Origin of the sequence: Bacillus sp. RO2 (genome assembly GCF_012911845.1) — a bacterium.
Taxonomy (GTDB): Bacteria; Bacillota; Bacilli; order Bacillales; family Bacillaceae_I; genus Sutcliffiella_A.
In genome coordinates this window covers 37823-60565 of sequence record NZ_JAAXCU010000025.1, presented here as the reverse complement: position 1 = coordinate 60565, position 22743 = coordinate 37823, and the positions used below count along the sequence as shown (strand labels likewise).

General features: G+C 42.0%; 25 protein-coding genes and 1 pseudogene. 4 read left to right on the top strand and 22 right to left on the bottom strand.

The features are described from left to right. Nucleotides 1–212 precede the first annotated feature (212 nt). The 14 genes and pseudogenes from HF078_RS04910 to HF078_RS04850 form a co-directional block, all read right to left on the bottom strand. Complete coding sequence (locus tag HF078_RS04910) at nucleotides 213–854, bottom strand: hypothetical protein (RefSeq protein WP_169290126.1); 642 nt, start codon at nucleotides 852–854, stop codon at nucleotides 213–215. A gap of 130 nt (nucleotides 855–984) precedes the next feature. Continuing rightward, nucleotides 985–2010, bottom strand: coding sequence for a LysM peptidoglycan-binding domain-containing protein (locus HF078_RS04905; RefSeq protein ID WP_169290125.1), 1026 nt, complete (start codon nucleotides 2008–2010; stop codon nucleotides 985–987). A 741-nt stretch (nucleotides 2011–2751) separates the two neighbouring features. After that, nucleotides 2752–3582: a methyl-accepting chemotaxis protein gene (locus HF078_RS21250; RefSeq protein ID WP_481747995.1), complete on the bottom strand. Its 831-nt coding sequence runs from the start codon at nucleotides 3580–3582 to the stop codon at nucleotides 2752–2754. A gap of 111 nt (nucleotides 3583–3693) precedes the next feature. Continuing rightward, nucleotides 3694–4740 (bottom strand): annotated as a pseudogene (locus HF078_RS21245) (cache domain-containing protein); the annotation flags it as partial. Between the two features lie 102 nt (nucleotides 4741–4842). Further along, nucleotides 4843–5256, bottom strand: a complete 414-nt coding sequence (locus tag HF078_RS04895; protein WP_169290123.1) for a hypothetical protein — start codon at nucleotides 5254–5256, stop codon at nucleotides 4843–4845. 3 nt (nucleotides 5257–5259) lie between these two features. After that, nucleotides 5260–5475: a helix-turn-helix domain-containing protein gene (locus HF078_RS04890; protein WP_169290122.1), complete on the bottom strand. Its 216-nt coding sequence runs from the start codon at nucleotides 5473–5475 to the stop codon at nucleotides 5260–5262. A 96-nt stretch (nucleotides 5476–5571) separates the two neighbouring features. Beyond that, complete coding sequence (locus HF078_RS04885; RefSeq protein WP_169290121.1) at nucleotides 5572–6675, bottom strand: ABC transporter permease; 1104 nt, start codon at nucleotides 6673–6675, stop codon at nucleotides 5572–5574. Beyond that, a complete protein-coding gene (locus HF078_RS04880; protein WP_169290120.1) occupies nucleotides 6676–7938 on the bottom strand; it encodes an ABC transporter permease in 1263 nt (420 codons plus the stop codon). Nucleotides 7939–7950: 12 nt separating this feature from the next. Then, nucleotides 7951–8883, bottom strand: coding sequence for an ABC transporter ATP-binding protein (locus HF078_RS04875; RefSeq protein ID WP_169290119.1), 933 nt, complete (start codon nucleotides 8881–8883; stop codon nucleotides 7951–7953). Between the two features lie 153 nt (nucleotides 8884–9036). Next, the gene (locus HF078_RS04870; RefSeq protein ID WP_169290118.1) at nucleotides 9037–9588 is read right to left on the bottom strand and encodes a DUF58 domain-containing protein; all 552 of its coding nucleotides are present in this window, start codon (nucleotides 9586–9588) and stop codon (nucleotides 9037–9039) included. A gap of 77 nt (nucleotides 9589–9665) precedes the next feature. Next, nucleotides 9666–10316 carry a hypothetical protein gene (locus HF078_RS04865; protein ID WP_169290117.1) on the bottom strand — a complete coding sequence of 217 codons (651 nt, stop codon included), beginning with the start codon at nucleotides 10314–10316 and terminating at the stop codon, nucleotides 9666–9668. A gap of 318 nt (nucleotides 10317–10634) precedes the next feature. Next, a complete protein-coding gene (locus HF078_RS04860) occupies nucleotides 10635–11273 on the bottom strand; it encodes a response regulator (RefSeq protein WP_169290116.1) in 639 nt (212 codons plus the stop codon). Further along, nucleotides 11274–12407: a sensor histidine kinase gene (locus HF078_RS04855; protein ID WP_169290115.1), complete on the bottom strand. Its 1134-nt coding sequence runs from the start codon at nucleotides 12405–12407 to the stop codon at nucleotides 11274–11276. It abuts the gene before it with no gap. A gap of 79 nt (nucleotides 12408–12486) precedes the next feature. Further along, nucleotides 12487–13164 carry an AlkZ-related protein gene (locus HF078_RS04850; protein ID WP_169290114.1) on the bottom strand — a complete coding sequence of 226 codons (678 nt, stop codon included), beginning with the start codon at nucleotides 13162–13164 and terminating at the stop codon, nucleotides 12487–12489. Nucleotides 13165–13372: 208 nt separating this feature from the next. Between HF078_RS04850 and HF078_RS04845 the strand changes: the two genes are divergently transcribed. From HF078_RS04845 to HF078_RS04835, 3 genes are read left to right on the top strand one after another with little or no spacing between them, the layout of a single operon-like run. After that, the gene (locus HF078_RS04845) at nucleotides 13373–13705 is read left to right on the top strand and encodes a PadR family transcriptional regulator (protein ID WP_169290113.1); all 333 of its coding nucleotides are present in this window, start codon (nucleotides 13373–13375) and stop codon (nucleotides 13703–13705) included. Then, on the top strand, nucleotides 13702–14382 hold the full coding sequence (locus HF078_RS04840; protein WP_169290112.1) for a DUF1129 family protein: 681 nt from the start codon (nucleotides 13702–13704) through the stop codon (nucleotides 14380–14382). Before HF078_RS04845 ends, HF078_RS04840 begins: the two co-directional genes overlap by 4 nt. 18 nt (nucleotides 14383–14400) lie before the next feature. Beyond that, nucleotides 14401–15165 carry an HAAS domain-containing protein gene (locus tag HF078_RS04835; RefSeq protein WP_169290110.1) on the top strand — a complete coding sequence of 255 codons (765 nt, stop codon included), beginning with the start codon at nucleotides 14401–14403 and terminating at the stop codon, nucleotides 15163–15165. A 41-nt stretch (nucleotides 15166–15206) separates the two neighbouring features. Here HF078_RS04835 and HF078_RS04830 read toward each other — a convergent pair whose 3' ends face one another. The 7 genes from HF078_RS04830 to HF078_RS04800 all read right to left on the bottom strand — a co-directional run bounded on the left by HF078_RS04830 (nucleotide 15207) and on the right by HF078_RS04800 (nucleotide 19808). Continuing rightward, nucleotides 15207–15656: an SRPBCC family protein gene (locus tag HF078_RS04830; RefSeq protein ID WP_169290109.1), complete on the bottom strand. Its 450-nt coding sequence runs from the start codon at nucleotides 15654–15656 to the stop codon at nucleotides 15207–15209. Further along, nucleotides 15653–15997, bottom strand: coding sequence for a MerR family transcriptional regulator (locus tag HF078_RS04825; protein WP_169290108.1), 345 nt, complete (start codon nucleotides 15995–15997; stop codon nucleotides 15653–15655). Before HF078_RS04825 ends, HF078_RS04830 begins: the two co-directional genes overlap by 4 nt. A gap of 373 nt (nucleotides 15998–16370) precedes the next feature. Then, nucleotides 16371–16535: a hypothetical protein gene (locus tag HF078_RS04820; RefSeq protein ID WP_169290106.1), complete on the bottom strand. Its 165-nt coding sequence runs from the start codon at nucleotides 16533–16535 to the stop codon at nucleotides 16371–16373. Nucleotides 16536–16652: 117 nt separating this feature from the next. After that, on the bottom strand, nucleotides 16653–17063 hold the full coding sequence (locus tag HF078_RS04815) for a hypothetical protein (protein WP_169290104.1): 411 nt from the start codon (nucleotides 17061–17063) through the stop codon (nucleotides 16653–16655). A 54-nt stretch (nucleotides 17064–17117) separates the two neighbouring features. Continuing rightward, a complete protein-coding gene (locus HF078_RS04810) occupies nucleotides 17118–17753 on the bottom strand; it encodes a hypothetical protein (protein ID WP_169290102.1) in 636 nt (211 codons plus the stop codon). Further along, nucleotides 17743–18276 carry an RNA polymerase sigma factor gene (locus HF078_RS04805; RefSeq protein WP_169290095.1) on the bottom strand — a complete coding sequence of 178 codons (534 nt, stop codon included), beginning with the start codon at nucleotides 18274–18276 and terminating at the stop codon, nucleotides 17743–17745. The genes HF078_RS04810 and HF078_RS04805 overlap by 11 nt, the downstream gene beginning before the upstream one ends. Before the next feature lie 365 nt (nucleotides 18277–18641). Then, nucleotides 18642–19808 carry an FtsW/RodA/SpoVE family cell cycle protein gene (locus tag HF078_RS04800; protein WP_082380896.1) on the bottom strand — a complete coding sequence of 389 codons (1167 nt, stop codon included), beginning with the start codon at nucleotides 19806–19808 and terminating at the stop codon, nucleotides 18642–18644. A gap of 205 nt (nucleotides 19809–20013) precedes the next feature. Here HF078_RS04800 and HF078_RS04795 point away from each other — a divergent pair, with 205 nt between their 5' ends. Next, entirely contained in the window at nucleotides 20014–21243 is a 1230-nt protein-coding gene (locus HF078_RS04795) for a hemolysin family protein (RefSeq protein ID WP_169290093.1), read from the top strand. A 48-nt stretch (nucleotides 21244–21291) separates the two neighbouring features. Here the strand turns inward: HF078_RS04795 and HF078_RS04790 are convergent, their stop codons facing one another. Continuing rightward, nucleotides 21292–22623 carry a CNNM domain-containing protein gene (locus tag HF078_RS04790; RefSeq protein ID WP_169290133.1) on the bottom strand — a complete coding sequence of 444 codons (1332 nt, stop codon included), beginning with the start codon at nucleotides 22621–22623 and terminating at the stop codon, nucleotides 21292–21294. Nucleotides 22624–22743 lie beyond the last annotated feature (120 nt).

Genomic DNA, 22743 nt, shown 5'->3' with positions numbered 1-22743 from the left:
CGTTTGGTATAGTCGCGGGGGTTTTTTAATTGAACAAACGTTTGATTAATGGGGGTTGGGGGTGGATTGACGAATAGTTTTCTGGTTATACAAACGTTTGAGTAGTAGCCTTTGGGGCAGGCATACCAACGGGTTGGCGATTTAAACAAACGTTTGATGGATGTTTTGTTTCTATTGGTAGCTAGAGAATTCTTTTTTAAACAAACGTTTGACTAAAGAATACGTTTCTTTCCTTCGGCTTCCAATATGACGTTGAAGTGACTATCAGACCCTGAAAAAGGTTGCTCCTTTTCTAGTTTTAGCTCTCGCTTCAAGATAATTGGATTTTCATTTTTATCTGGGACGGTTACATCAAATGGTCCTACATTGTTCATATACTGAGGCCCTTTTAAAAACTCTTCTTCATAGAAAGTGAGTTTGAGTGACACATCCTCATTACTATGATTTTGAAGATATAATTCACATTGAACTGTCATGGTTGTTTCATTTTTGGCTTCATAGGAGCATGTACTTCTTTCTTTGTCATAGGAAATCGCATCTAGGCCGGTGGCAAAGGTGGTTTGGTATGCTTCTGCAATCATTAACGGACCAAACACAAAGAGGAGAACTGTCATTATGACGGCGCGTGCACGGTATTTTTCTAAAGCTATCGCCAAGAAGACTATTCCCATTAGTAAAATGGAAACGGTTATCACTCCGACATATACGGTTCCTTCCACTGTTCTCGTCGGAATCGATAGGACAGAGGTCCGCTCTGGTCCATAAGGGGCATTTAGCTTAAATGGAAAAGACATGATCATTGCGATGACAATCATTGATACAGAAACATATAAGGCTGGCTTACTCTTTAACATCTTAGGTATTACCCGCTTTCTATTGCGTTCTTAGGTAAATATTTCTATATAAAAAGTTAAATACCTTTGTTTTATTTTCCTCTGCACCATAAGAAAAGGACCACCATAAGTGATCCTCCCCTCCTAAATACTAATAACCAAACTCCTCATTAGCAAACACAAGATCTACTAAAACAGGACTAATCCCCTTTTTATAAATGATAGATAGCTCCGCACCTGAGATAATATCATAATTAGGTGCCGTCCCATAGGCAACCCTAAGGACAACCGGCTCCTTCTCACCTTCTATCAAAAACTCCACTGAATTGCGATCTACCACTCCAGTTATGACAGCATTGGCTTTTAACATTCCGTCCGCTTGAATTTTTAATTCCTGCCCTATCAGCACTATGTCCGTCGACATGTGGTTATCTTTCTTAATTTTATGTGAGGACATATTAAACTTTTTGGCGATGCCCCACAACATTTCTCCTGGTGCTACTGTGTAAAATGCCTTTGTCACTTTTTCCTGAGACTTTTCCATCACATCATGATTAGAAGGAGGGATGATTAACTGTTGCCCTATGTGAATTGTATCTGTTGTGAGGTGATTCTCCTTTTGGATTGAACCAACCGTTACATTAAATTTTTCACTAATAGAGAAGAGAGTATCCCCTGCCATTACTTTATAATAAGTCGCTTTAGTTCCAACCTTCAGCACCTGTCCCACTTTGATCAGGTCCGTTTTCAGGTTATTTACTTGTTTAAGTTCCGAGACGGAAAGACCATATTTCATCGCTATTGAAAATAATGTATCTCCTGATGACACTTCATGGGTTAATTTCTTGTTTTCTCCCACTTCTTTAGTACCAGATTCACTCAGCTGCAAAATTTGGCCCACTTTTATGATGTCAGACTTTAGACCATTCAAGTCTTTTATCTCCTTGATGGAAATTCCGTACTTTTGAGCTAGTGAAAATAACGTATCCCCAGGTTTTACTTGGTGTACCGCTTCATTCGCCAGTACTTCCCCTCTTGCATTAACTGTGATAAACGCACTAACCGCAAGGGTTCCCGCTAGGACATAACTAACAATTTTTTTATCTCTTTTCCCCTTGTTGATCCTTTTCTGCGTCTCAATTCTCTCTTTACGAGACCTAATATTCTGACTTTCCACCGTAATCCCCCTCGTTTTCTACCAATATATTCTTACGTTAGAAGTATTTTGTCGAAATCACAGAGATATTTCGTAAAGAGGTCACTAATTATAAGGGTTGGGTGGAAAGTAGGGAAAATAGTAATGATTATTGTATTTTAGTGGGTTTTTGTTGAGTAAATTTACTTAAACTACTTAAGTTTGCGCGGTTTATCGATTGTGCCTTATGTCACGGAGCTGAATTTGCGGGAAAAAGCGGGATATCCATCCAAACGGACCATTTATCCATTGTAAAATGAATATATCAATCGTAAATTCGATATATCCATTGTAAAATCTTTTTATCCGTTGTAAAACGGATATATCCATTGACGCAAAAAGAGAGGCTGCTTAAGGGAAAACGTTCGATGCAATCCAGGAGAATGGAATGGGGGTTGGGGAAAGTTTGGGTGTTTTGGGAGTGAAGTGGCCTGAATAGCTACTCGGAATATTAAGATTCCCTCTTAACCCAAGTAGATATCAAGAAATCTAAGAATATATCAAGAAATAATGAATTTTATCAAGAAAACTCACCCACATATCAATAAATTTCAAGATATATCAAGAAATCTAGCAATATATCAAGAAAGCCCCCCAGCATAGCCAACCAGCAGGCAAGATCCACCTCAACATCCCAGCTTCCAACCAGGGCATGCCTCGCAAAAAATTCAAAAAACCCCGGCCATCTACTCTCGCACCCGGCCGGGGTTCCCACAAAAACTCCTACAATTTAAACTTCTTTATCAGCTCACTCAAATTCTCACTCATCGCAAGCAGTTCCTCGGCTGAATAAGCAATACTGCTGATTGCTTTCACTTGCTCGTCTGTGGATGCCGCAATTTCTTCAGTACCTGCAGCAGACTGCTCGGCAATGGCGGAGATGCTCTGCACAGAAGCAAGCACTTCTTCCTTCGATTCATTCATGGCATTCATGTTGGTCATAATGTTCTCAATGAATCCAATAATGGAGCGGATATTGGTCGCGATTTCTCCGAATGACTCGCCGGTTTCCGTTACAGCAATGCTTTGTTCGCTTGAGATTTTGTTCGTTCTCTCCATCTCTTCCAAAATCACCTTGGACTCTTCTTGAATGCTTGAAATGGTCTCTTTAATGTGCTGGGTCGAGTCCGCTGTTTGTTCGGCAAGTTTTCTTACTTCCGTTGCCACCACCGCAAATCCACGGCCATGTTCACCGGCGCGTGCCGCTTCGATGCTTGCATTCAACGCCAACAGGTTTGTTTGGTTGGAAATTTCGTTTATGGTATGTGTGATTTCTTCAATATTGTTAATCTTCTCTGTGAACTGAGTCATCAACCCATTGAGGCTCATCACAATTTCTGTTGATTCATTTGTATGCCCCTGCAACACACCAAGCTTCCCAAGACCCGTTTCATTTGCAGAAATAATCTGCCCAGACAGCACCCGAAGGTCATCTTGCTTGGATAACACATCCTCAATATTATCCGCCAGGTTTTGTGTACGGGAACTTGTTCCCTCTAAATCGGTGGCCTGCTGGACTGCACCTTTTGAAAGTTCCTCAATTGCTCGATTCATCTCTTCGCTTGTTGCGGAAACTTCTTCTGTCACGGCACTCATGTCTTCCACAGATGCCTTCACTTTTTGAGAAGAATCAGCCACCGTCCCGATCATCTCGCGCATGTTAACAAGCATTGTTTTAAAGGACGCTGCCAATACACCTATTTCGTCTTTAGAATGCACATCAATATCACCGGTCAGATCCCCTTCAGCCACTTTTGTGACTTCTGAATTCAACTTCAATATCGGGCTAGTGATATAGCGCGCTAATAGAATGGTCGAAATACTTGCCACTACTAAAGCAAGCAAACCTACAATAACGATTGTTCTTAAGATACCGTTTGCTAATTGAAGCATGTCTTTTTCTAAGAAAACTCCGCCTATTTTCCAGCCAGTTTCGTCTATCGTATTGAAAGCCATTACTCTTTTTGAATTATCATAAGTATATCGCTGGATTCCTTCAGCTTCCTCTTTATAGATGTTATCTATAAATGGCAGGTCTTGATCTAATAGGTTCTCCCCGGTCAAGGTAGGATGCACCAATGCCACACCATAATTGTCCAAAAGGATGCTATATCCTCCATATCCTAATTCTTTCTGTGCAACTAGCTCTTCTAACGCAGTAATGTTAATGTCTGTTGCAAGGACTCCTTGCACTACTCCATCACCCGTTACCGCTTTTGCCAAGGTGATAACTGGTTCACCAGTACTTGAGTCTTTATAGACATCGGTATAGATGACTTCACCGGGACTTTGCATGGCCTGCACATACCATGTGCGCGTAGTCGGATCAAAATCAGATGGAAGTTCCATGTCTGGAGATGAATAAAATCCTTTTTCCTTGGTTGCCAAGTATAGCACCTGCATGTCCGGGTAATTTTCTATTACTTTACCGAATCCAGCTAACATTGACGCCTCATTTGTTGGAGAACCATCTACGAGAAAATTATCCACTAGTGAGGTGCTCCCATAGGAATTAAGTATTTTAGAATAGTTATCTAGGTAAATATCAATAGTCTTTTCAAGGTCTTCCATTGCAGCTTCCGCGGTTGCAACTACTTCCTGTTCTATTTTTGCCTTTGCTTGACTATAAGTAATAGCACCTACACTACCAATGATTAAAAATATTAGTAATAAAAATGAAAAAACCAGTTTCCCTCTTAATGATGTAAACATATATTTGACTCCTTTGTTTTTAACGGATAAATATTTTATCGACATACGATGTTAAATGTTAAGAAACAAAGGAGAAGTCAGTATTTTTTGAAAAATCATCCGTTAAAGCCTCGCCGTCACAAGTGCCCCCATTCCAACAACGACATATAAGATGCTAAGATACACAGCAAGCATTCCTACTTCCACCGTTTCCACCCCTAGGAAAACAAGTGTCACCACAACGGCTCCACTCCCAATCAACACAACATACAGGGCTCCCAAGAAGTAGCGTTTCATCAATAATAAACTGCGCTCATCGAACTCCGGTAATTTTCGTTTCCTTTTTTTGCGTAAATACATGAACAAAAGTACCAAAATAAGCCCTCCCAAGGTACCGCTAAACATGGACAGTAGAAGGCTATAATCAAATACCCCTTCATCCTTTCCAATTAAATATATCCCGAGAGCTCCACCAATCTGCATGCAAATTAAGATAACTCCCCACGTCAACCAGAACCATTTCTTATTATTCTTCATCTCCTATTCCCCCTTTTTATTCTCTTCTAGATAAAACATCTCCTCAATTGGGACTTCAAAATAGGCAATTAGCTTGAGGGCTAATTCTAAGCTTGGGTTATACTTATTTTTTTCTATGGCATTCACCGTTTGCCTGGTGATTTGCAGGTCTTCGGCCATTTTGATTTGAGTGATTCCTCGCTTCTGTCGAATCTCTTTAATATGATTGATCACTGCCACTGGCGTTCCCTCCATAAAAGGTAAAGATATCTTTACACTCACTATATACAAAAAAAGTAAGTGTGTAAAGATATCTTTACACACTTACTAGAAAATTCACACCGTTGCTTTCCGCTCCATCAGGTTTAATCCAATTCCCATAAAGAGGACACCCATGCAAAATAAAACGGAAGAAGGCAGCAAAAATTGAGAGAAAGACCAATCCAAGATTGTTGCACCTTTTAGCATCTCCATCCCGTAAGTCATCGGAATTAGTTTGGACAAGGTTAGCAAAACCTCAGACTGAACGATTTCCAGTGGCCAGTATGCGCCCCCAATCATGGCCATACTCACTGATATCAACGGAATGACCGCATCCAACTGCCTTGGATTGGTGGCAACCGCACTAATTAATATACCAAGTGACACGATTGCAAACAGAAATGGAATAATTACGAGAAGAATCATTGGATATCCACCTCTTAGGTCAACTCCCAATACGAAGTGAAAAAAGGAGAAAACTAATGCCAGTTGCGCGTATCCAAGTAAAAAGCTAAAGCTTACATGCCCCAGATACAACTGTACTTTTGTCAATGGAGACAAGATCAAGCGGTTCCACATCCCGTTTCTCTTTTGCTCCAAAATAGTACTCACCGTAAAGGTAACAGTGAAGATGACAAAGAAAAGTGAGAACCCGAACAAAGCCTGCAGAGAAGCATCATAGATGAATTCACTCTCTTTGAATGATTTTTCCGAAACAGCAAACATACCGCTGCTTTCATCTACTTTTCCCCTCAATTCATCCTTTGACGCGTTGAGTCTTTCCGCTGCGTCGGAAAGTGTCCTCTCTGACTGCAACACGTTGGCAACATGAGCCTGTATTAAGGTGGTGTTGGGAGTGGTGGCACTAAGGTAAAGTTTGTAGCTACCCTGCTCCAATTCTAGCCCCATGTCGATGGTGCCTTTTTCGAGTTTATCCTTCACGGCAGATTCTTTTTCTGATACAAAGATGGTATTCTCAGCTTTGGAATTCAGAGCCTGAATCAGTTCTGCTTGTTCCGTCTCAGAAAGGGTGGTTGAAAATACCGGGAGCTCAACCGGTTCCGCGTGATTTACCTGTCCAAGTGCTAGCGCAAAAACAAATGTTAGAACGATCATGCCAATAACAGCATATGGCTGTCTTCTCAAATATTGAAAATGGTTGATTAGGATTGCCATCATTTAAATCAACCTCCTTTTCGGAAAAATAGGAATGGCTATCAGGAGGAGGGCAATACTCACCACGGCAAGGCGGAAAAGATTACTGGTAACTTGCGACAGCTCTCCGCCACTTAATATTTTTAAATAGCCTTGCAGGGCTGCACCGTTTGGCGTGAAGGAAGCAATAGTAACCATCGTGTCCGACACCTCATTCCAAGGGACAAAGCTTCCACCCAAGAAAGCAAACACACTGACTAGGAATCCCGAAAACATCGTGGATACCCGTTGTGTTTCAAAACGGTAATTCAAAGCGGTGATCAGCACTGCCATCGAGCCTACCACAAAGCTGAAGAATAGTGTGATTGCGAGGAAAGCAAGAATATCCGACCAGATTACCTGGTAGATAATCGCTGCCAACCCATATAACGCACACAATTGTAGAAAGCAAATCAACACGCCGGAAAACCACTTGCTAGACGCGTACATCCAGGGATTTGTATTGGTGAGCAGGATTCGGTCGTACACAAAGGTCGCTTTTTCGTAATAAGCATAGCCAGCGACGAATGACACGACATATAAAGCAAACATCGTACTCATTCCTATTGCAAAATAACCAAAGGAATCCACCGGCACCTTGCCATCCACTGTTACAGTTTCACCTGTGACCTGGGCTACTGCCTCAAATTCAGGTGGAGCCTGGTTGGTTTGTTGCGCCTCCCGCGTCAACACCGTTTGCAGCCGCATCTGATTTGTAAAGTTCTCGACCACATCTGAGATGACACTAGCTTCCAGTCCCTTATCTTCATTTAGGTAGAGCTGTAGTTCTTTCGTAGTTTCCTGATTGAAGAATTGTCCTTTCCATGTTTCAACGCGAAGTCCTTCCGGAAATTGCAAGACCCCAGCGAATTCGTCATTAGTCAGAGTCGCCTCCAGGTCTGTTTCTTCTTTTACTTTTATCAAATCTTGAAGCTCCTCTTTCATTACAGTATCTACGAGCAACTCCGGTAAGGAAGTCTGTTCTGCCGCTTCTAAAATCTGCGTTCTGGCTTGGTCAGGAATGTTTTCTGACAGCATCCATTCATTGAACTTTTCTAAATCTGTTTGGAGATTTCCTTGGTCCACCACCGCTACTTGCGCATTAAGGGTGATTTCTTCACTAGAGTTGCTTCCTAAGGCAAAACCAAGGATTGTAATTAACACAAACGGCATCGCAAGTAATATCAAGACTTCTTTTTTATCTCGTAGCAAGTGAAGGAGGTCTTTTTTAATAAATGCACTTAACACATTGACGCCCCCCTAATCTCGAAGCTTGCGACCTGTCAGATGCAAAAAGACATCCTCAAGTGTCGGCGCTTTAATTTGTATTCCTTTTAGCGGACTGTCTGTTTGTTTGGCTGCATCAAAGACCTCTTCTAAAAGGTTGATATTCTTTGGAGCCAACAGGATGATTTTCTTATCCAAGGTGGTTACGGATGATATGGCCGGGATGGACTCCAACTTTTCAATGAATGCCGGATTGACCTTTTCCACTTCGACCTCAATGGTATGCTCGGAGGAAAGGATATTCTTCACTTCATCCTTTGTCCCAGAAGCGATCACTTCACCGCGGTCCATGATATAGAGCCTCTGACAAAGAAACTCCACTTCCTCCATGTAGTGACTTGTGTAGAGAACCGTAATCCCTTTTTCTTCGTTCAGCTTTTTCACCGTTTCGAGGATGTAATTCCTTGATTGTGGATCGATACCGACAGTAGGTTCATCCATAATGAGGATTTCCGGCTGGTGGAGTAAGGCAACCGCAATATTAAGACGGCGCTTCATCCCTCCTGAATATTGCTTGACGGGTTCTTTTTGACGTTGCTCGAGACCGACTAACGTTAGGACTTCTTCAATACGCTGCTTAAGCTCACTTTTTGGCAGTTTGTAAATCTTTCCGAAAAAGCTCATATTTTCATAGGCAGTTAGTTCCGGAAATACCGCGATCTCCTGCGGAACGACACCGAGAATTTCTCTTAAATGCTGCGGTTGCTCTTTGACACTTTCTCCTTTAAGAAGTACGTCCCCGCTTGTCGGCTGAACGAGGGAGGAAAGCATGGAGATAGTGGTGGATTTGCCGGCTCCGTTAGGCCCAAGCAGCCCCACTGTCTCTCCTTTCTCCAAATATAAATTGACGCCTTTAACGGCTTGCGTGTTTTTGAATATTTTTGTTAGTTGAATGGCTTCTAGCATGTTCTTGGCCCCCTTTGTTACTTCTACTATACTATCGGCTTGGGGGAAATTAACCTGAAGAAGGTCATTAGTTTGTAAAGGGCGGGGTGACTTTGGTCACTTTTGTGGTCGGGGCCTTTGGACGCAAAAAAAGCCCGAATGGATTTTCGAGCTTTACGCATGCTTCATTAAAGTGCCCTGGTGTTTCCTACCCTGCCGCAACCTCTCCAACTTCAATCCCCTACCGACATTCTCTAAAACAAATCCATCTGTGGAAACCGGTAAATTCCAATTCTCCATCACCACTCGCTCGGCACATGCAATCACATAAGGATGCCTAACTGCATGATGGTGTAGAATCTGTCCAAACGTCATGGATGGAATCATTACGTTCTCCACCTTGATCCGAGCTAAAAGCATCATTCCTGCGTACAGTTGTTGCTTGCCCTCCCCTGAATTCATTACAATATACGATGGATTCCCGAGTTTCTTAATATTCACCAGAATGGAGAAGGAAATGTTGTGCTTCGTCGCATAGTGTAGGAGAAATGCAATGCCCCGCATTTTGTCCTCAAAGTTGCTGGTACTGATATCGATGACAAAAAGCCACGACAGTTGGGTGGTCCGATCGTACACCTTGGACTGCAGGCTGTTCATTCTAGCCGTGGCCTTCCAATGAATGTTTCCGAAAGGATCACCAGGCACATAATCCCTTGTACCAAGCACTCTACTTTTCTCTTCAAACAGGGAACTTCTACTCGGCTGCTCTCCTTGCTTCTTTGGAAAGATTTTTTCAAGCCCCGCTACCTTCTCTTTCTCGGATAAACCATGACCTCAAACTGCATTTTGTCTCTTGTCTGAAGGTATACTTTTCCCCATCCAAAGAAAGAATCAATTTCCATGTCAAACAGGTGGAGCTGGGCCACGCCTCTTTTCACAGCCGTGAAAGGAAGTACGACCTCCCATTGACTCCGCCCAACCTGGTGAAAGTTAAAATGTAACTGGTTCATATGTATTTGCTCTTCCCCATGTTGAAAAAGTATGTTTTTGTCCGTTCCCAATCTAAGCTTTCCGAAAAATATCGGAAGCAAACTGTTGTGAGTAATCCTAAGTCTTAACATCCCCTCATCTTCAGTGAACAGCTTCAACTTCTCTTCCAGTATGTGAATCTCAAGCTTTTTGGCCACATGGGTGAGATAGTAAAAGTTCCCCCACATATAAGTTAATATAGCGAAAAAAAGGAAAATTAACGGAGTAGATCCTAAAAAGAAGGATGTAGACAGCAAGAGAAAAAGAATGGCATTCATCATCCGTAGCCCTCTCTCGTTCTCTATTTGTTGCACCCATCCACTCCATTCAGCATTTGAATAGGTTCCGGACTTCTTACCCTTGACTCGTTGCTTTATCCGTTCAAGTCGTGTTTTCATATGCAAATCATATTGGTTTGGATCCATTTATCTTCCTCCTTTTATTGGCTCGGGGTCACATTAGGTGTTTTTGCGAGCGAGTGCTTTCTGATAGGCCTGTATGAAGTGCTCTATTAGACTGAACGTGTAGGTTTATTTCCGCTTCGGGCGTATAGAACCCCTCTATTTGACCGAACTACCAGTTTCACTTCCGCTTCGGGCGTATAGAACCCCTCTATTTGACCGAACCACCAGTTTCACTTCCGCTTCGGGCGTATAGAACCCCTCTATTTGACCGAACGCTACATTTTTAATGCCCCTCAGGTCTACAGGTGGATGATATTGGAAAACAACTATAACGCCCGCCTACACAACCCCATTCCGAATCGCAAAGATCGCAAGTTGCGTGCGGTCCCTTAGCGCAAGCTTTTGTAAAATAACCGTCACATGATTCTTCACCGTGCCAATAGAGAGATGCAAGGTTTCTGCAATCTCCTGATTATTTTTCCCGTCCCCGACAAGCTGTAAAATGGACCTCTCCCGACTGGTCAACTCAACCATCTCCACACAAGAGGATTCCGGAGTCCGGTTAATCAACCGTGGCACCACCTTACCCGCTACAGAAGCATCGATGGAAATTCCTCCATTCAAGCAGCTTTCAATCGAGGACAAAAGGCTCGCCGCATCGGCATCCTTCAAAAGATAACCCAGTGCACCAAGTTTCAACGCCTCCATCGCATATTCATCATCTGCAAAAGTTGTGAGTATTAGCACTTTGGCTTTCGGGTCGCGCTGCCTGATGATCTTTGTCGCTTCAATCCCCGTCATGACGGGCATCCGTACATCCATCAATACCAAGTCCACCAGATGCTTCTCGTATGCCTCCACTGCTTCCTTCCCGTTTGAGACCTCAGCCACAACCCGAAACGAAGGATGCTGCTCAATCATCATTTTTATCCCTTGCCGAACCAACGCCTGGTCCTCAGCTAGCAATATATTAATCACTTAATATGTAACTCCCTTCAAAGGAAAAATTCCCTTCACTGTAAAATAACCCTCGGTGACTTCCTTCTCCATCCGGCCGTTCAGACCTTCCATACGCTTTCGCATATTCTGTAATCCAAATCCTTCTTCCACGTGCCTTGAAACCTCCGCTTTATTTTCCACTTTCACCTGAAAACTGTGTTCTCCGATAATCTCAAGTGTTATGGAAATTTCCTTTGAACTACCGTGCCTCATCGCATTCGTAATTCCCTCTTGCACAAACCGGTACAAGGCAATATTATGCTCGTTGCTTAAGGGCTGTGATAGCACGCCCGTCTTAGTCGTCAACTGTACCCTCATTTGACTTTCCGCTTCTAACTTTCTGATCAAATGAATGACAGCTGCGATTCCCTGTTCCTCTTCTCCCTGCAAAGCTTTCACTGCTTTTCGCATCCCATCCAAGCTTTCCCGGGCCAGCTGCTTAGACTGCTTCACAATGGAGGCAACCTTTTCTTCCCCTGCTGCCTGCTCCGCCACTGCCAGTTGCATCATCAGCGCCGTAAGCTGGTGCCCAACAGAATCATGAATATCCCGTGCAATTCGGTTCCGCTCCTCTACCCTGGCAACCTCCTCATTTTCAAGAACCTGCCTTTTTAACACACGATACTCCACTAACAAGCTTTTCCACTCTCTATCAAACTTCTCATTATCACGGTAGTATCGATGAATAAGTGCCCCCACCCCAATCAACATGATGAAAAGAAATAGATGATAGAAAAATAGATCAGAAACAGCCAGAACACTAAGAGAGAACATAACTGGTAGAAGAACAGCCATTGTTGTGAAAACTGTTTGTTTGGTAGCAGATGATTGCATTCCATCCAGCAATAAAAAATAGACCAACAGCCAAGGCAACACATCAAACGGTGTCAGAATAAAGTGTTGCACCATCACCACGGCCACACTCGCCAATGTATATACCACCCATTTTCCCTTCCAAATTGGCATGGAAAAATAAAGCCCCAAATACATTCCCGCAGCCAAAAGATAGGCAGCCAACAGCGTGCCTGTTAAAGAATAGTAGATTGGCATGATGAACAGAATCGAGCATACAAAACAAAGTTTTATCCAAAGTAAACTAACCCTGCTACTCATAAAACATTCCCGCCTTTATTTTATGTAAGATCTTGTTGTTCAATGAATCGCATCATTTTCGTCTTGAACAAACGTTTGACTAAAAGATTTTTTTCAGCTTTTTCATCGCCGTTCCCGATGAAAAGCTTTCAAAATGGTTTATTAGTTTGGCTGTTGCTTCTTCCTTGTTCAAGTTGGTCTGTTCCATATGATTTCTATCACACCAATGCTTCATCGTTTCATAGGACGTACTGCTCCAACCATTCTTCTCACCATTTTCGTCCTGCTTTTCTTTTGTCCCCGATACCACAATATCTAGATTGCCTTGCAGCTCCAGTAATGCTTGATCGAATGCTTTCTTCTTTTCTTTTTCCTTCATTCCAGCTTTTGCTCGCAGTACTCTCGTATCAATTCCCTGGTTCTCTGAAATGAGGCTAAAAAGGGATAAAGCTTCACGGGATACTTCTCCTTTTTCATATCGCTTCTCAACGGTTTCTTGACCTGCAAGTGCAGCAAGCATTAGCGGAAGTAAGTCCTTTGAGATGAACACCGCTTTTTTCTTCATGAATTTTCCATAAGCCGCCACCCCATCTGCAGCAAATCGAGTCCTCCAAATCCACGGATCTTGCTCTGTGTCGGAATGCCATGCCTCTTTTGGCGTCATACCTCCAAGCGATGGGTAATCGTCAAATAACGGTGCAAGGGGAAGCAACCCCACTTCTTTAATCACGGCAACAGCTTCTTCATATGTATGGATGGTGCTAGTTTGTATGGTCATTGTAATCCACTCCTTCTGTTTTAAAATTCTACATCAATTGCAGAGAGTCCTTTAAAATTTTTCCAAATATACCTTGCATTACAAGATAGCTACGCATATAATGAGGGTATTATGTAATACAAGATAGCACCCCACTTCGACCTGGTACCTTGTTATACAAGATACCTAACGTAAATTACCTTTTACCACAACCAAAGTAGGTGAACACATGGCAGCAAGAAGCCAGCTATTAAAAGGAATCCTCGATGCCTGCGTGATGGCAATTGTTGAGGAGAAAGCAGTCTATGGGTACGAACTTTCCCAGCAGCTGCAAAAAGTCGGGTTACCGGACATCAGTGAAGGCACCATTTATCCGGTCCTGCTCCGACTTCAAAAAAATGGATTCATCATAGGGGAAATGCGCCCTTCTGCATCCGGTCCGAATAGAAAGTATTATTTTCTAACCGAAGCCGGAAAAGAAGAGCTTGAACGGATCTCAAGCGAATGGATGCTGATTGCAGGTCCAGTAAGTCAATTATTGCAAAGAGGGGAAAACGGATGAGAGATACGAAAAGATTGATTGAAGAGAATAATGAAAAACGAAAGCTGTTGAGTGATGATAATTTGGGGTTGTATGAGGATTTTCTCTTATATATCCGTACGGATTTAAGAGTGGCGGAACATGAAAGCGAGGAATTATTAATGGACCTCCTCGACCATATGTTAGAAGCTCAACATGAGGGGCGATCTGGAACGGAACTGCTAGGATCAGACCCCAAAGCTTATGCAGATGAACTGATTGAAGGGCTGCCTAAAGATAAAAAAAGGGATGTCATTCCTTTCATCAGTACCCAGGTCAGTAATTCCTTAGGATGGTTCGCTCTCGTACTATCCGTTGTTCACTTGATACTTCCTTTATTTACTGAGATAAAAGCACCTTCTCCTATAGGAAATTTAATAGTATTAGCTTTAGCTGTACTAGGTGTTTCCGCTCTAGGAGTGAAAGTAATCTTCACATTAATTCGTTCCAGCCTTTTCAGTGAAAAGAAAGCAGCAAAACGCGCCTATCTTAAAGCGGGGATTTTTGGTGGTGGTTCCTTCGCGTTGATATTATTGTTCTCCTGGCTTATGCCTGATTTTGGACCGACCATTTTGATAGAATGGTGGATTTACCTTATTATCGCGCTTATTCTACTTGCCACAGGAAAATTGATTCAGCGCGCATACCAAACCCATTAACCGAAAGGAGCAACCTAAATGAACCAATTACCATTATCCAAAAAGAGCCAAACATTCATAGAAAATCTACGTGTTTACCTATTTTCCTGCGGTAAAAAGACGAATGAAATTGATGAAATAACCGATGAGTTAGAAGTCCATTTATACGAAGCGGAAAAAGAAAATAAAAGTGTGGAACATATCATCGGTACCTCTCCGAAAGAATACATGGAGCAGATCTCTGGTGAAATGCCCTTTGATGTACGAGGCTGGGCTAAATATGTTCCCATCATCATACTTGGAGCATTTTCTGGAATTGTCTTAAAGGACATCGTATTTGGCGGGTTTCAATACTCACTGGTGGAGCTGATTGGTTATCCGCTAGTTTGCATCCTTCTGCTTCTTGCTTACATGTGGACATTCCGACATATTTCCAGTAATAACTTCACCAAGGCTAAAGAATTCTTTTTCTTGTACTTAGTCAGCTTTATATCCATTGCATTGTTTGCAGGATTGATGTTTCTGCCTAATTATATAGAGTCACCGATAATATTGCTCGGCTATTATGGAAATCTGATTGTCGCGAGTATGGCCATCTCGTTTCTAATTGGGATTTCTATTTGGAGTAAAACGATTGTTTCCATCGTTCTGCCGGTCTTCTATATCGTTCCCGAATACTTAATCGGTTTTACAGACTTATCGGAAGGCAACCAGTTGTGGATTTCAAGCCTTGTCATGTATGCATTAATTGGGGGATATTTATTCTTCGAGCTAAAGAGAGCATCCACCACCTCTCCAAAATAAAACCAGGGAGCTGCGCATTTTATATTGCGTCAGCTCCCTTTCTATTTCAGCGCTTCCGCTTCTACACGGTCCATGTACTCCTGCACAACTTTGTTGTTGCTCTTCTCGCTGCCAAGCTTCAACATCGCCCGCCCTACAAAATTGACACCTTTATTGTGTCCAGCATAAATGAATCGTGTATGCGTCTCATCTACCTTTTCCAGCGTAAAAGACAAATTGATTTCGAATGCCTTACCCAGTACAAACGCTATTTGTTTATGTTTCCTGTCGGGCTTGTCCTCATAAGCCAAGGTCTCCACGATATACGTTTCTACCCGTTTGCCCTCTCGGTATTTCTGTTGATGTTTCGCGCCGACCTCGGTTTCTGTTTTTTCTATCAGCGTGTGCTCCTCCACTTTCGGCATGGTTCTCTTGATATTTTTATCAAAAAACAGCTCCCATACTTTTTCAATATTGGCAGGTATCACTCGTTCTTCTTGCCACTGAATCATTGTTCTTCCTCCATTCCTGACGCCAAAAAGGCATCGATTTCTTCTGTTTTTTGTTGCAACTCTTCTATTTGAAGATTGATGGCCTCTTTCTTTTGAATGAGTAAGTCCTCAAGGTGTGCAAATGATTCATCTTCCATTACCGAAATCATCTCTTGGATGGTGAACCCGAAGCTCCTAAGTTTCATTAAAAGCACTGCAAGAAAATAACTGCCATCATCGTAATACCGGTAATTATTTTTCGGATCGATATAGGCGGGCTCCATCAGCTTCACTTCCGCATAATAGCGCAGAGTTTCCTTGCTAAGGCCAGTCATCTCGGAAAATTCGCTTACTTTGTACATTATTTGCCCTCCTTTGTTCAGTTTAAACTGTGTGGTGCACCACAAGGTCAATAAGGAATTTTGTTTTGCTTGTGTCTAGAGCAATTTTGAGCTGGATACAAGCAGAGTCACACGTTTAAATGCAGCTTTGAAATCTTTAGGATATTCTCTATATTTTACAATGATATCCTAAAGTCCAGCTCATTTATCATTGATTTTGGTCAGATTAAAAGTGGGTTTAGGTAATTGGGGTTGGATTGGGGGTAATTATTTCAAGTGGCTATTAAAATCACGATGATTTTTGTGAAAATAGCCCAAAAATCACACGTTATGATACGTCTAAAAAGCGTTCGGTCATTTCTTCCCTCGGTTCGGACAAATTCTTCCTTAATTCTTAAGGGGTTCGGTCAATTACGGGTATCTGTTCGGTCAACTTTTCAACACCTTTGGACAACCCAAAAATTCGTTCGGTCAAAATAACGAAATCTTCGTTCACTTTTGCCAAAACTTCGGTCAACTTCGAAAAATCTTCGGTCAAAATCAGAAAATCTTCGGACATTTGGTCCTCCCTCCAATTCAAATCTAAAACCTAAAACCTTAAAACCTAGTTTTCAAAAACCCACTTTTAAAAAAAACACCTAAGTGCAGCAACTACCGCATCCTTAGGTGTTCATCATTACTCCTGACCTACCAACTCCACCAAGGTATACTCCTCAGTATCCAAATCATATTCAAAAGAAATCGTATACTCTTTTCCTTCCTCAAACTGGCCACAGAATGCTTCTGCATCCTCTTCGCTCGCCGCTTCATAATGATAAGTCAACCCATTATAATCCGTCTCGGTAACCGAACAACGATAAGCGCCGTCCTCACCCTCCGTCACTGCCACACTCTCCACTGTAATTTGATCCTCACCGGATGCTGAAGGGAAATACGTATACATCACAAATGTCGTAATGAGGAATAGGGTACCCACAACAAGCGAAATGCGACCTTTTTTCTTTTCAGACCTCACAAGCGTCGTGAACACACCGAATCCGATCAGGCCAAAGCTAACCGCAAATAAAACTAAACCAAATATATACATTTTCGAACCCCCGTTTCTATTCTCTACTTCCCATTATATATCAGACAACCCGTATCATTCATACTTTTTCATGGAGTTGATGAGTTCTTCAATTTCAGCTTTCGTGAGTGGATCATGCATGTTCATCACTTGAAATGTTACACCATCTTGCATCCAAAATATCGCCTGAAGGTCCGGCCTAGACTGTTTAACGGAGTAATCAATTCTATCACCGTTTAAGGTTTCAAAACTTTTTCGATAATCGATTGAATCGAAATCAAACCCATCTTGCATGTCAAAATAGATGTTAATAGAAATCAGCTCATTTTCTGCTTCCTTTCCAACATATTTTAATTCCACACTTCTAGTAAAACTCAACGGGACTTCTGTAGCAAAAACCTTTTCAGGCTCAAAAGGCAAGACGGTAAAGTAATAGGCTGGTTCTCCCATTTCATGGAACACATTAAGTGTTTCCCTCATCTCCGCGGATAAGCCATCATTGTTACCACCGGGAAAGAAATTTTGTACTCCCACAAACAGTATCATCGCAATAACTGCAGAAACAGCTACAGAGGGTATCCATAACCTCACTCTTTTCTTATCTCTATTCATACCTCTCAATTCAATTTCCAACCGCTCGCACGTCTCTTCATCCATCAACAAATCAGGTCGATTCTTCAATGGTTCCAACCATTCTGTATTATTTTTCATAAAATATCACACCTTCCGTATCAAGGCCAATGGATTGTTTCATTTTCTGGAGTGCCCGATGGTAGGTCACTCTTACCTTAGATTCTGTCCATCCGAGTATCTCTGCGGTCTCCCTTACCGAAAAATCCTTTAAAGCACGTAATATGACGACCTGCCGATAGTCCTTCTTCAAGCTATTTAAAGCTTGCTGCAATACTTCCCATTCTGCTCCTTTATCTGCCAAATCTGATGGGGACATTCCCCCACCTGGCTGAACCCTGCGCCACTTCTCAGGCAATAACCGTTGAAACTTTCTCTTCCTATAAAAATCGATTGTCGTGTTCCTAGCAATCGAAATAATCCACGTTCTTGTACTGGACTTACCCTGAAAACTACCTATACTATGTAACGCCTTCACAAACGTTTCCTGTGTGAGGTCCTTTGCCTCTTCTATATTATTGGTAAAATAAAGGCAGTATTGATACACATCTTGATGATATGGTTGATACACTTCACGGATAAATGCCTCCCTGTTCTCCCCCAAATAGATTCCCCCTTGCACATCTTTATCTAATAGTCGATTGAGTTGTTGTTTTGTTACAGATTAATTTTATCATTTAAAAAACTGGACAAAAAAAGCCCGACCCATCTATATCCAATAAACTTTTTCTGATTGGTTAATTGCTCTTGTTAGCCCTTAAGTGAATGTGATTTTCTAGTTGATTGAAGTGGAAGGCGCGCAGACGCCCGCGGGAGGAAGGGACAGGTGAGACCCCGCAACGCAGTGAGGAGGCTCACGGACCGCCCGCAGGCAAGCGAAGCGCCTGTAACGGAAATCAACGGATTTTTCTATGCTTTAACTTATAAAAAATCCCCTACCACTCCAAGCGGTAAGGGATCCAAATCCAATCATTCAAAAAAATACTTCCGAGTCCTCATCTGCACATTCAACACGATCCCGACTGCGATCATATACGTCAGAAGCGAACTCCCTCCGTAGCTGAAAAACGGTAGCGGAATTCCTGTAATAGGAAGCAGACCTATCGTCATGCCAATGTTCTGAAATACTTGGAAAGTCAGCATGCCGATAACTCCTGCGCAAAGGTAAGTACCATACGTATCATGGCACTCCATAGCGATAAAGGTGATTTTATAGATTAAGAAAAAGAATAACGAGATGACAACCGTCGCGCCCATAAAGCCGAACTGACTGGCAATGGCGGCAAAGATAAAGTCTGTGTGTGCTTCAGGCAGGTAGACATTCATCTGGCCATATCCTGAACCTGTGTACTCCCCTGACCCTATGGCAAGTAGGGACCTTACGAGCTGAAAGCCTTGTACGTCCTGATATTCATAGGGATTCAACCAGCCGTAGAAGCGGTCTAATTGATATTCAGGGATTAGGTACGTATGGAAAAACGTTGGATGTGCTATGAAAATATATAGAAATAATGCAATGAATCCCAGCGCTGCACCGACTAGCGAGAGAATTATGCTCCATTTGATTCCGGAAACAAGGATCATCGCTGCAATGATGGCACAATACACAAGCGTTGTCCCCATATCTGGCTGTTTTGCTACAAGGAATAATGGGATACTGGAAGCCGCAATTATTTTCCCAAGTAACAAATAACTGTCGCGCAAGGTCGCTATCTCATACTGTGCACGATGATCAGCTATAATTTTACTTAAGACTAAAATGATGGATATTTTCATTAATTCGGATGGTTGGATATTACCAAGGCCCGGTAGTGTGTACCAACTTGTTGCCCCTTTGATGGTGCTGACAAGGGAAGACGGGACGTTAAACTCCAGCCCAAGTAACAGCACAACTCCTATGCCGTATGTAATCCAAGCCAGATTTCGCAAGTAGTCAAAATGTATTAACAACGATACGCCAATCCCGATCGCTCCGACTACAAACCACATTAATTGCTTTTGCATAAAATTTATATTCTGCAACACTGGCGGTAATGTGGGTTCTACGCTCTTCAAGGCAAAAAGACTTGCTACTACCATAATCCCCATAAGAAAAATCAGCGTGGTATCTAACTGAGGTTTATAGTCTTTTTCCACTGTTTTCTCTCCTATCTCTACTTAAACTTTTTCTTTTTAGATTGTTTATATTATTATTTAAATTATGGATATGTTTAATAATAGAATAACCTATAAAGCATATTAGAGAAAAACATAAAGGTCAATCCATAAAATTATGGATAATGCATGCGGAAACATAAAAAGGGGAAATTAGAACTAACTGATTTTAGGAGGAATACATACTTTGTTTATTGCGATTGCTTTTTTCTTGTTTATGTCCTTTTTCTTGTCGGGTAGCGAAACGGCGCTGACAGCTGTTAACAGGATGAAAATCCAAATTCGAGCAGAGAACGGCGATTTGGCTGCTCAAAAACTGCTGAAACTGATTGAGCGCCCTGATCAGTTTATTACAGCTATTCTGATAGGGAATAACATTGCTAACATTATGCTGCCAACACTTGTAACGCTAATTGCCATTAATTATGAATGGAACGTTGGAGTGGCGACAGCCGTTCTGACTGTAGTGCTGATTATTTGCGCTGAGGTGGTGCCAAAATCCATTGCCGCTACTTTCGCAAATAAAGTAGCTTTCATTGTAGCACCTGTTATTTCTATTCTTCTTTTTGTTTTAAAGCCTCTTATTTTTTTACTTTCCATCCTGACTAATTTTATCATCCGCCTTCTATCAAGAGGAATGGTCCAAGAAGCGACCCTTTCTAAAGAAGAGCTTAAAACGATGGTAGATATCGGCCGGACAGAGGGTACATTTTACGAGGAAGAATCACAGCATATCATCGGTGCCATCGATTTTTACACGAAAGATGTGCGTGATGCATTGAAGACTCCGAGGATTGAAATTCACGGATTACCTTGTGATGTAACGTTTGAAGACGCAAGAAACTTTGTGATGGAAAGCAGTTATACCCGTTATCCGGTTTATAAAGACAATATGGATAATATCGTTGGGGTGTTTCATGCGAAATTTTTATTGAATTGGTCTTTAAATCCCGACTTAGAAATTAAGGACCTTATGGACACGAGCCCATTGTTTGTAGCTGAATCCACTTCCATTGAGAAAGTATTTAAGATGATGCTTAAAGAGAAGAAACATATGGCGATTGTCATTGATGAATACGGAGGGACGACAGGAATCATCAGCCATGAGGATATTATTGAAGCCATGATCGGACAAGAAATTGAGGATGAGACGGATGAATCTGGTGAAATTCTTATTGAAGAATTAACGGAAACCCAAATCATCTGTCATGGGAAACTTGCCATCAGACGCTTTAATGAAGTGTTTAAAACAAAAGTCCCTGAAGAAGAGGACACGATTGCCGGGTTTCTTTTCAAAGAACTGGGGCATATTCCTTCAGAGGGCGAATCGCTTGAATATCATCACCTTCATTTTAATATATTGAAGATGGAGGACAATGTTATCAAGCAAGTGAAAGTAAAGAAAAAAGCGAATTAAAACAGGAAAAGGTGCCGCCTTCCATCACGGAAGTGCGGCACCTTTTTACTATATTAAAGATTGATGCTGATTGGATAATGCATTCAATTGAAGACCAACTTGCTTTACCTGGTGATTGTCCATTTCGAGTACTGTCCAAATGTTTTCACCATGCTTAATGTGTTCCTCTTCATCTTCTTCAAGGTCCTGTAGCATCACTTGCATCCAGCCGCCGATCGTATCGATATCATCCTTCTCATCAAATGTTACCCCGAATCGTTGCTCAATATCTGTCAACAAGACAAGGCCATTTATATGATAAAGGTCTGTTTCGATTTCTTGAATATCCGGTACTTCATCTGCATCAAATTCATCACGGATTTCCCCGACGATTTCTTCTAAGATATCTTCCATCGTGATGATCCCGGCCGTACCACCGTACTCATCAATGACTAGTGCGATATGAACCTGTTCTTCCTGCATCTTTAATAAGGCATCTTGCAGGGAGGTCACCTCATGAATTAGTGGAAGCTCGTGAAGGAAGTCTTTCATCTCGCCTGCTCTACCGGCAGCGAAGTTTGTTAGCATTTCCTTTACGTTTACGAACCCGAGAATATTATCTTTGTCCCCATCCTCTGTAACAGGATAGCGGGTGTATTGGTGTTCATCCAATATGCTGATAATTTCTTCTCTGGACATGCTATTAGATAAAGTGACGATTTGCACACGCGGGATCATGATGTCCCGTGCGACTCTTTCGTCAAAAGTGAATATGTTTTCCATGTAGGATAGTTCTGTTTGATTAATTTCTCCACTTTCAAAACTTTGCGTCATAATAATTTTGAGCTCTTCTTCCGAGTGAGCCTGCTCATGACTTGCAGGTTGTACCCCGAACATGCGGAGTAACACACGCGCTGAACCGTTCAATGCCCAAATTAATGGGTACATCAGCTTACCGAACCAATATAAAGGTCTCGCGATAAGCAATGTCATCTTTTCCGCAAACTGAATCGCAAGTGTCTTCGGTGCAAGCTCCCCGACTACTACGTGCAAGAACGTTACAAGCGAGAAAGCGACCGCAAACGAAACAACAGTAGAAACGGACGCAGGTACTCCTAAGCTATCGAATAAAGGATACAGAAGTCTTTCCACAGTCGGTTTTCCTAACCAACCAAGACCTAATGCTGTCACCGTAATACCAAGTTGACATGCGGACAAGTAATAATCCAGATCTGCAATAAGCTTTTTAGCCACTACTGCAGTCTTGTTGCCTTCTGCAATCAATTGATCCACTCGGGACATACGCACCTTTACCACTGCAAACTCCGATCCAACGAAGAACGCTGTTAAACCTATTAACAAAGCCACTAAAAGTAAGTTCATGATTAATATACTGTCAATATCCAATTGTTTCCCTCAAAAAAAGGGATTCACCTCCGAAAATTTCCACTTTTATTTTTTCTACCTTTACCTTTAACTATTCCACCTAATTTTAGATTAGAACTCTCCCCCTATCTGGAT

Bases quoted from the DNA above. Each gene is read 5' to 3' on its own strand.
- HF078_RS04865 (WP_169290117.1), bottom strand. From the start codon at position 10,316: ATGGATCCAAACCAATATGATTTGCATATGAAAACACGACTTGAACGG.
- HF078_RS04830 (WP_169290109.1), bottom strand. From the start codon at position 15,656: ATGATTCAGTGGCAAGAAGAACGAGTGATACCTGCCAATATTGAAAAA.
- HF078_RS04820 (WP_169290106.1), bottom strand. From the start codon at position 16,535: ATGTCCGAAGATTTTCTGATTTTGACCGAAGATTTTTCGAAGTTGACC.
- HF078_RS21250 (WP_481747995.1), bottom strand. From the start codon at position 3,582: ATGAATCGAGCAATTGAGGAACTTTCAAAAGGTGCAGTCCAGCAGGCC.
- HF078_RS04810 (WP_169290102.1), bottom strand. From the start codon at position 17,753: ATGAAAAATAATACAGAATGGTTGGAACCATTGAAGAATCGACCTGAT.
- HF078_RS04910 (WP_169290126.1), bottom strand. From the start codon at position 854: ATGTTAAAGAGTAAGCCAGCCTTATATGTTTCTGTATCAATGATTGTC.
- HF078_RS04850 (WP_169290114.1), bottom strand. From the start codon at position 13,164: ATGACCATACAAACTAGCACCATCCATACATATGAAGAAGCTGTTGCC.
- HF078_RS04845 (WP_169290113.1), top strand. From the start codon at position 13,373: ATGGCAGCAAGAAGCCAGCTATTAAAAGGAATCCTCGATGCCTGCGTG.
- HF078_RS04835 (WP_169290110.1), top strand. From the start codon at position 14,401: ATGAACCAATTACCATTATCCAAAAAGAGCCAAACATTCATAGAAAAT.
- HF078_RS04875 (WP_169290119.1), bottom strand. From the start codon at position 8,883: ATGCTAGAAGCCATTCAACTAACAAAAATATTCAAAAACACGCAAGCC.
- HF078_RS04815 (WP_169290104.1), bottom strand. From the start codon at position 17,063: ATGTATATATTTGGTTTAGTTTTATTTGCGGTTAGCTTTGGCCTGATC.
- HF078_RS04885 (WP_169290121.1), bottom strand. From the start codon at position 6,675: ATGATGGCAATCCTAATCAACCATTTTCAATATTTGAGAAGACAGCCA.
- HF078_RS04895 (WP_169290123.1), bottom strand. From the start codon at position 5,256: ATGAAGAATAATAAGAAATGGTTCTGGTTGACGTGGGGAGTTATCTTA.
- HF078_RS04855 (WP_169290115.1), bottom strand. From the start codon at position 12,407: ATGAGTAGCAGGGTTAGTTTACTTTGGATAAAACTTTGTTTTGTATGC.
- HF078_RS04840 (WP_169290112.1), top strand. From the start codon at position 13,702: ATGAGAGATACGAAAAGATTGATTGAAGAGAATAATGAAAAACGAAAG.
- HF078_RS04825 (WP_169290108.1), bottom strand. From the start codon at position 15,997: ATGTACAAAGTAAGCGAATTTTCCGAGATGACTGGCCTTAGCAAGGAA.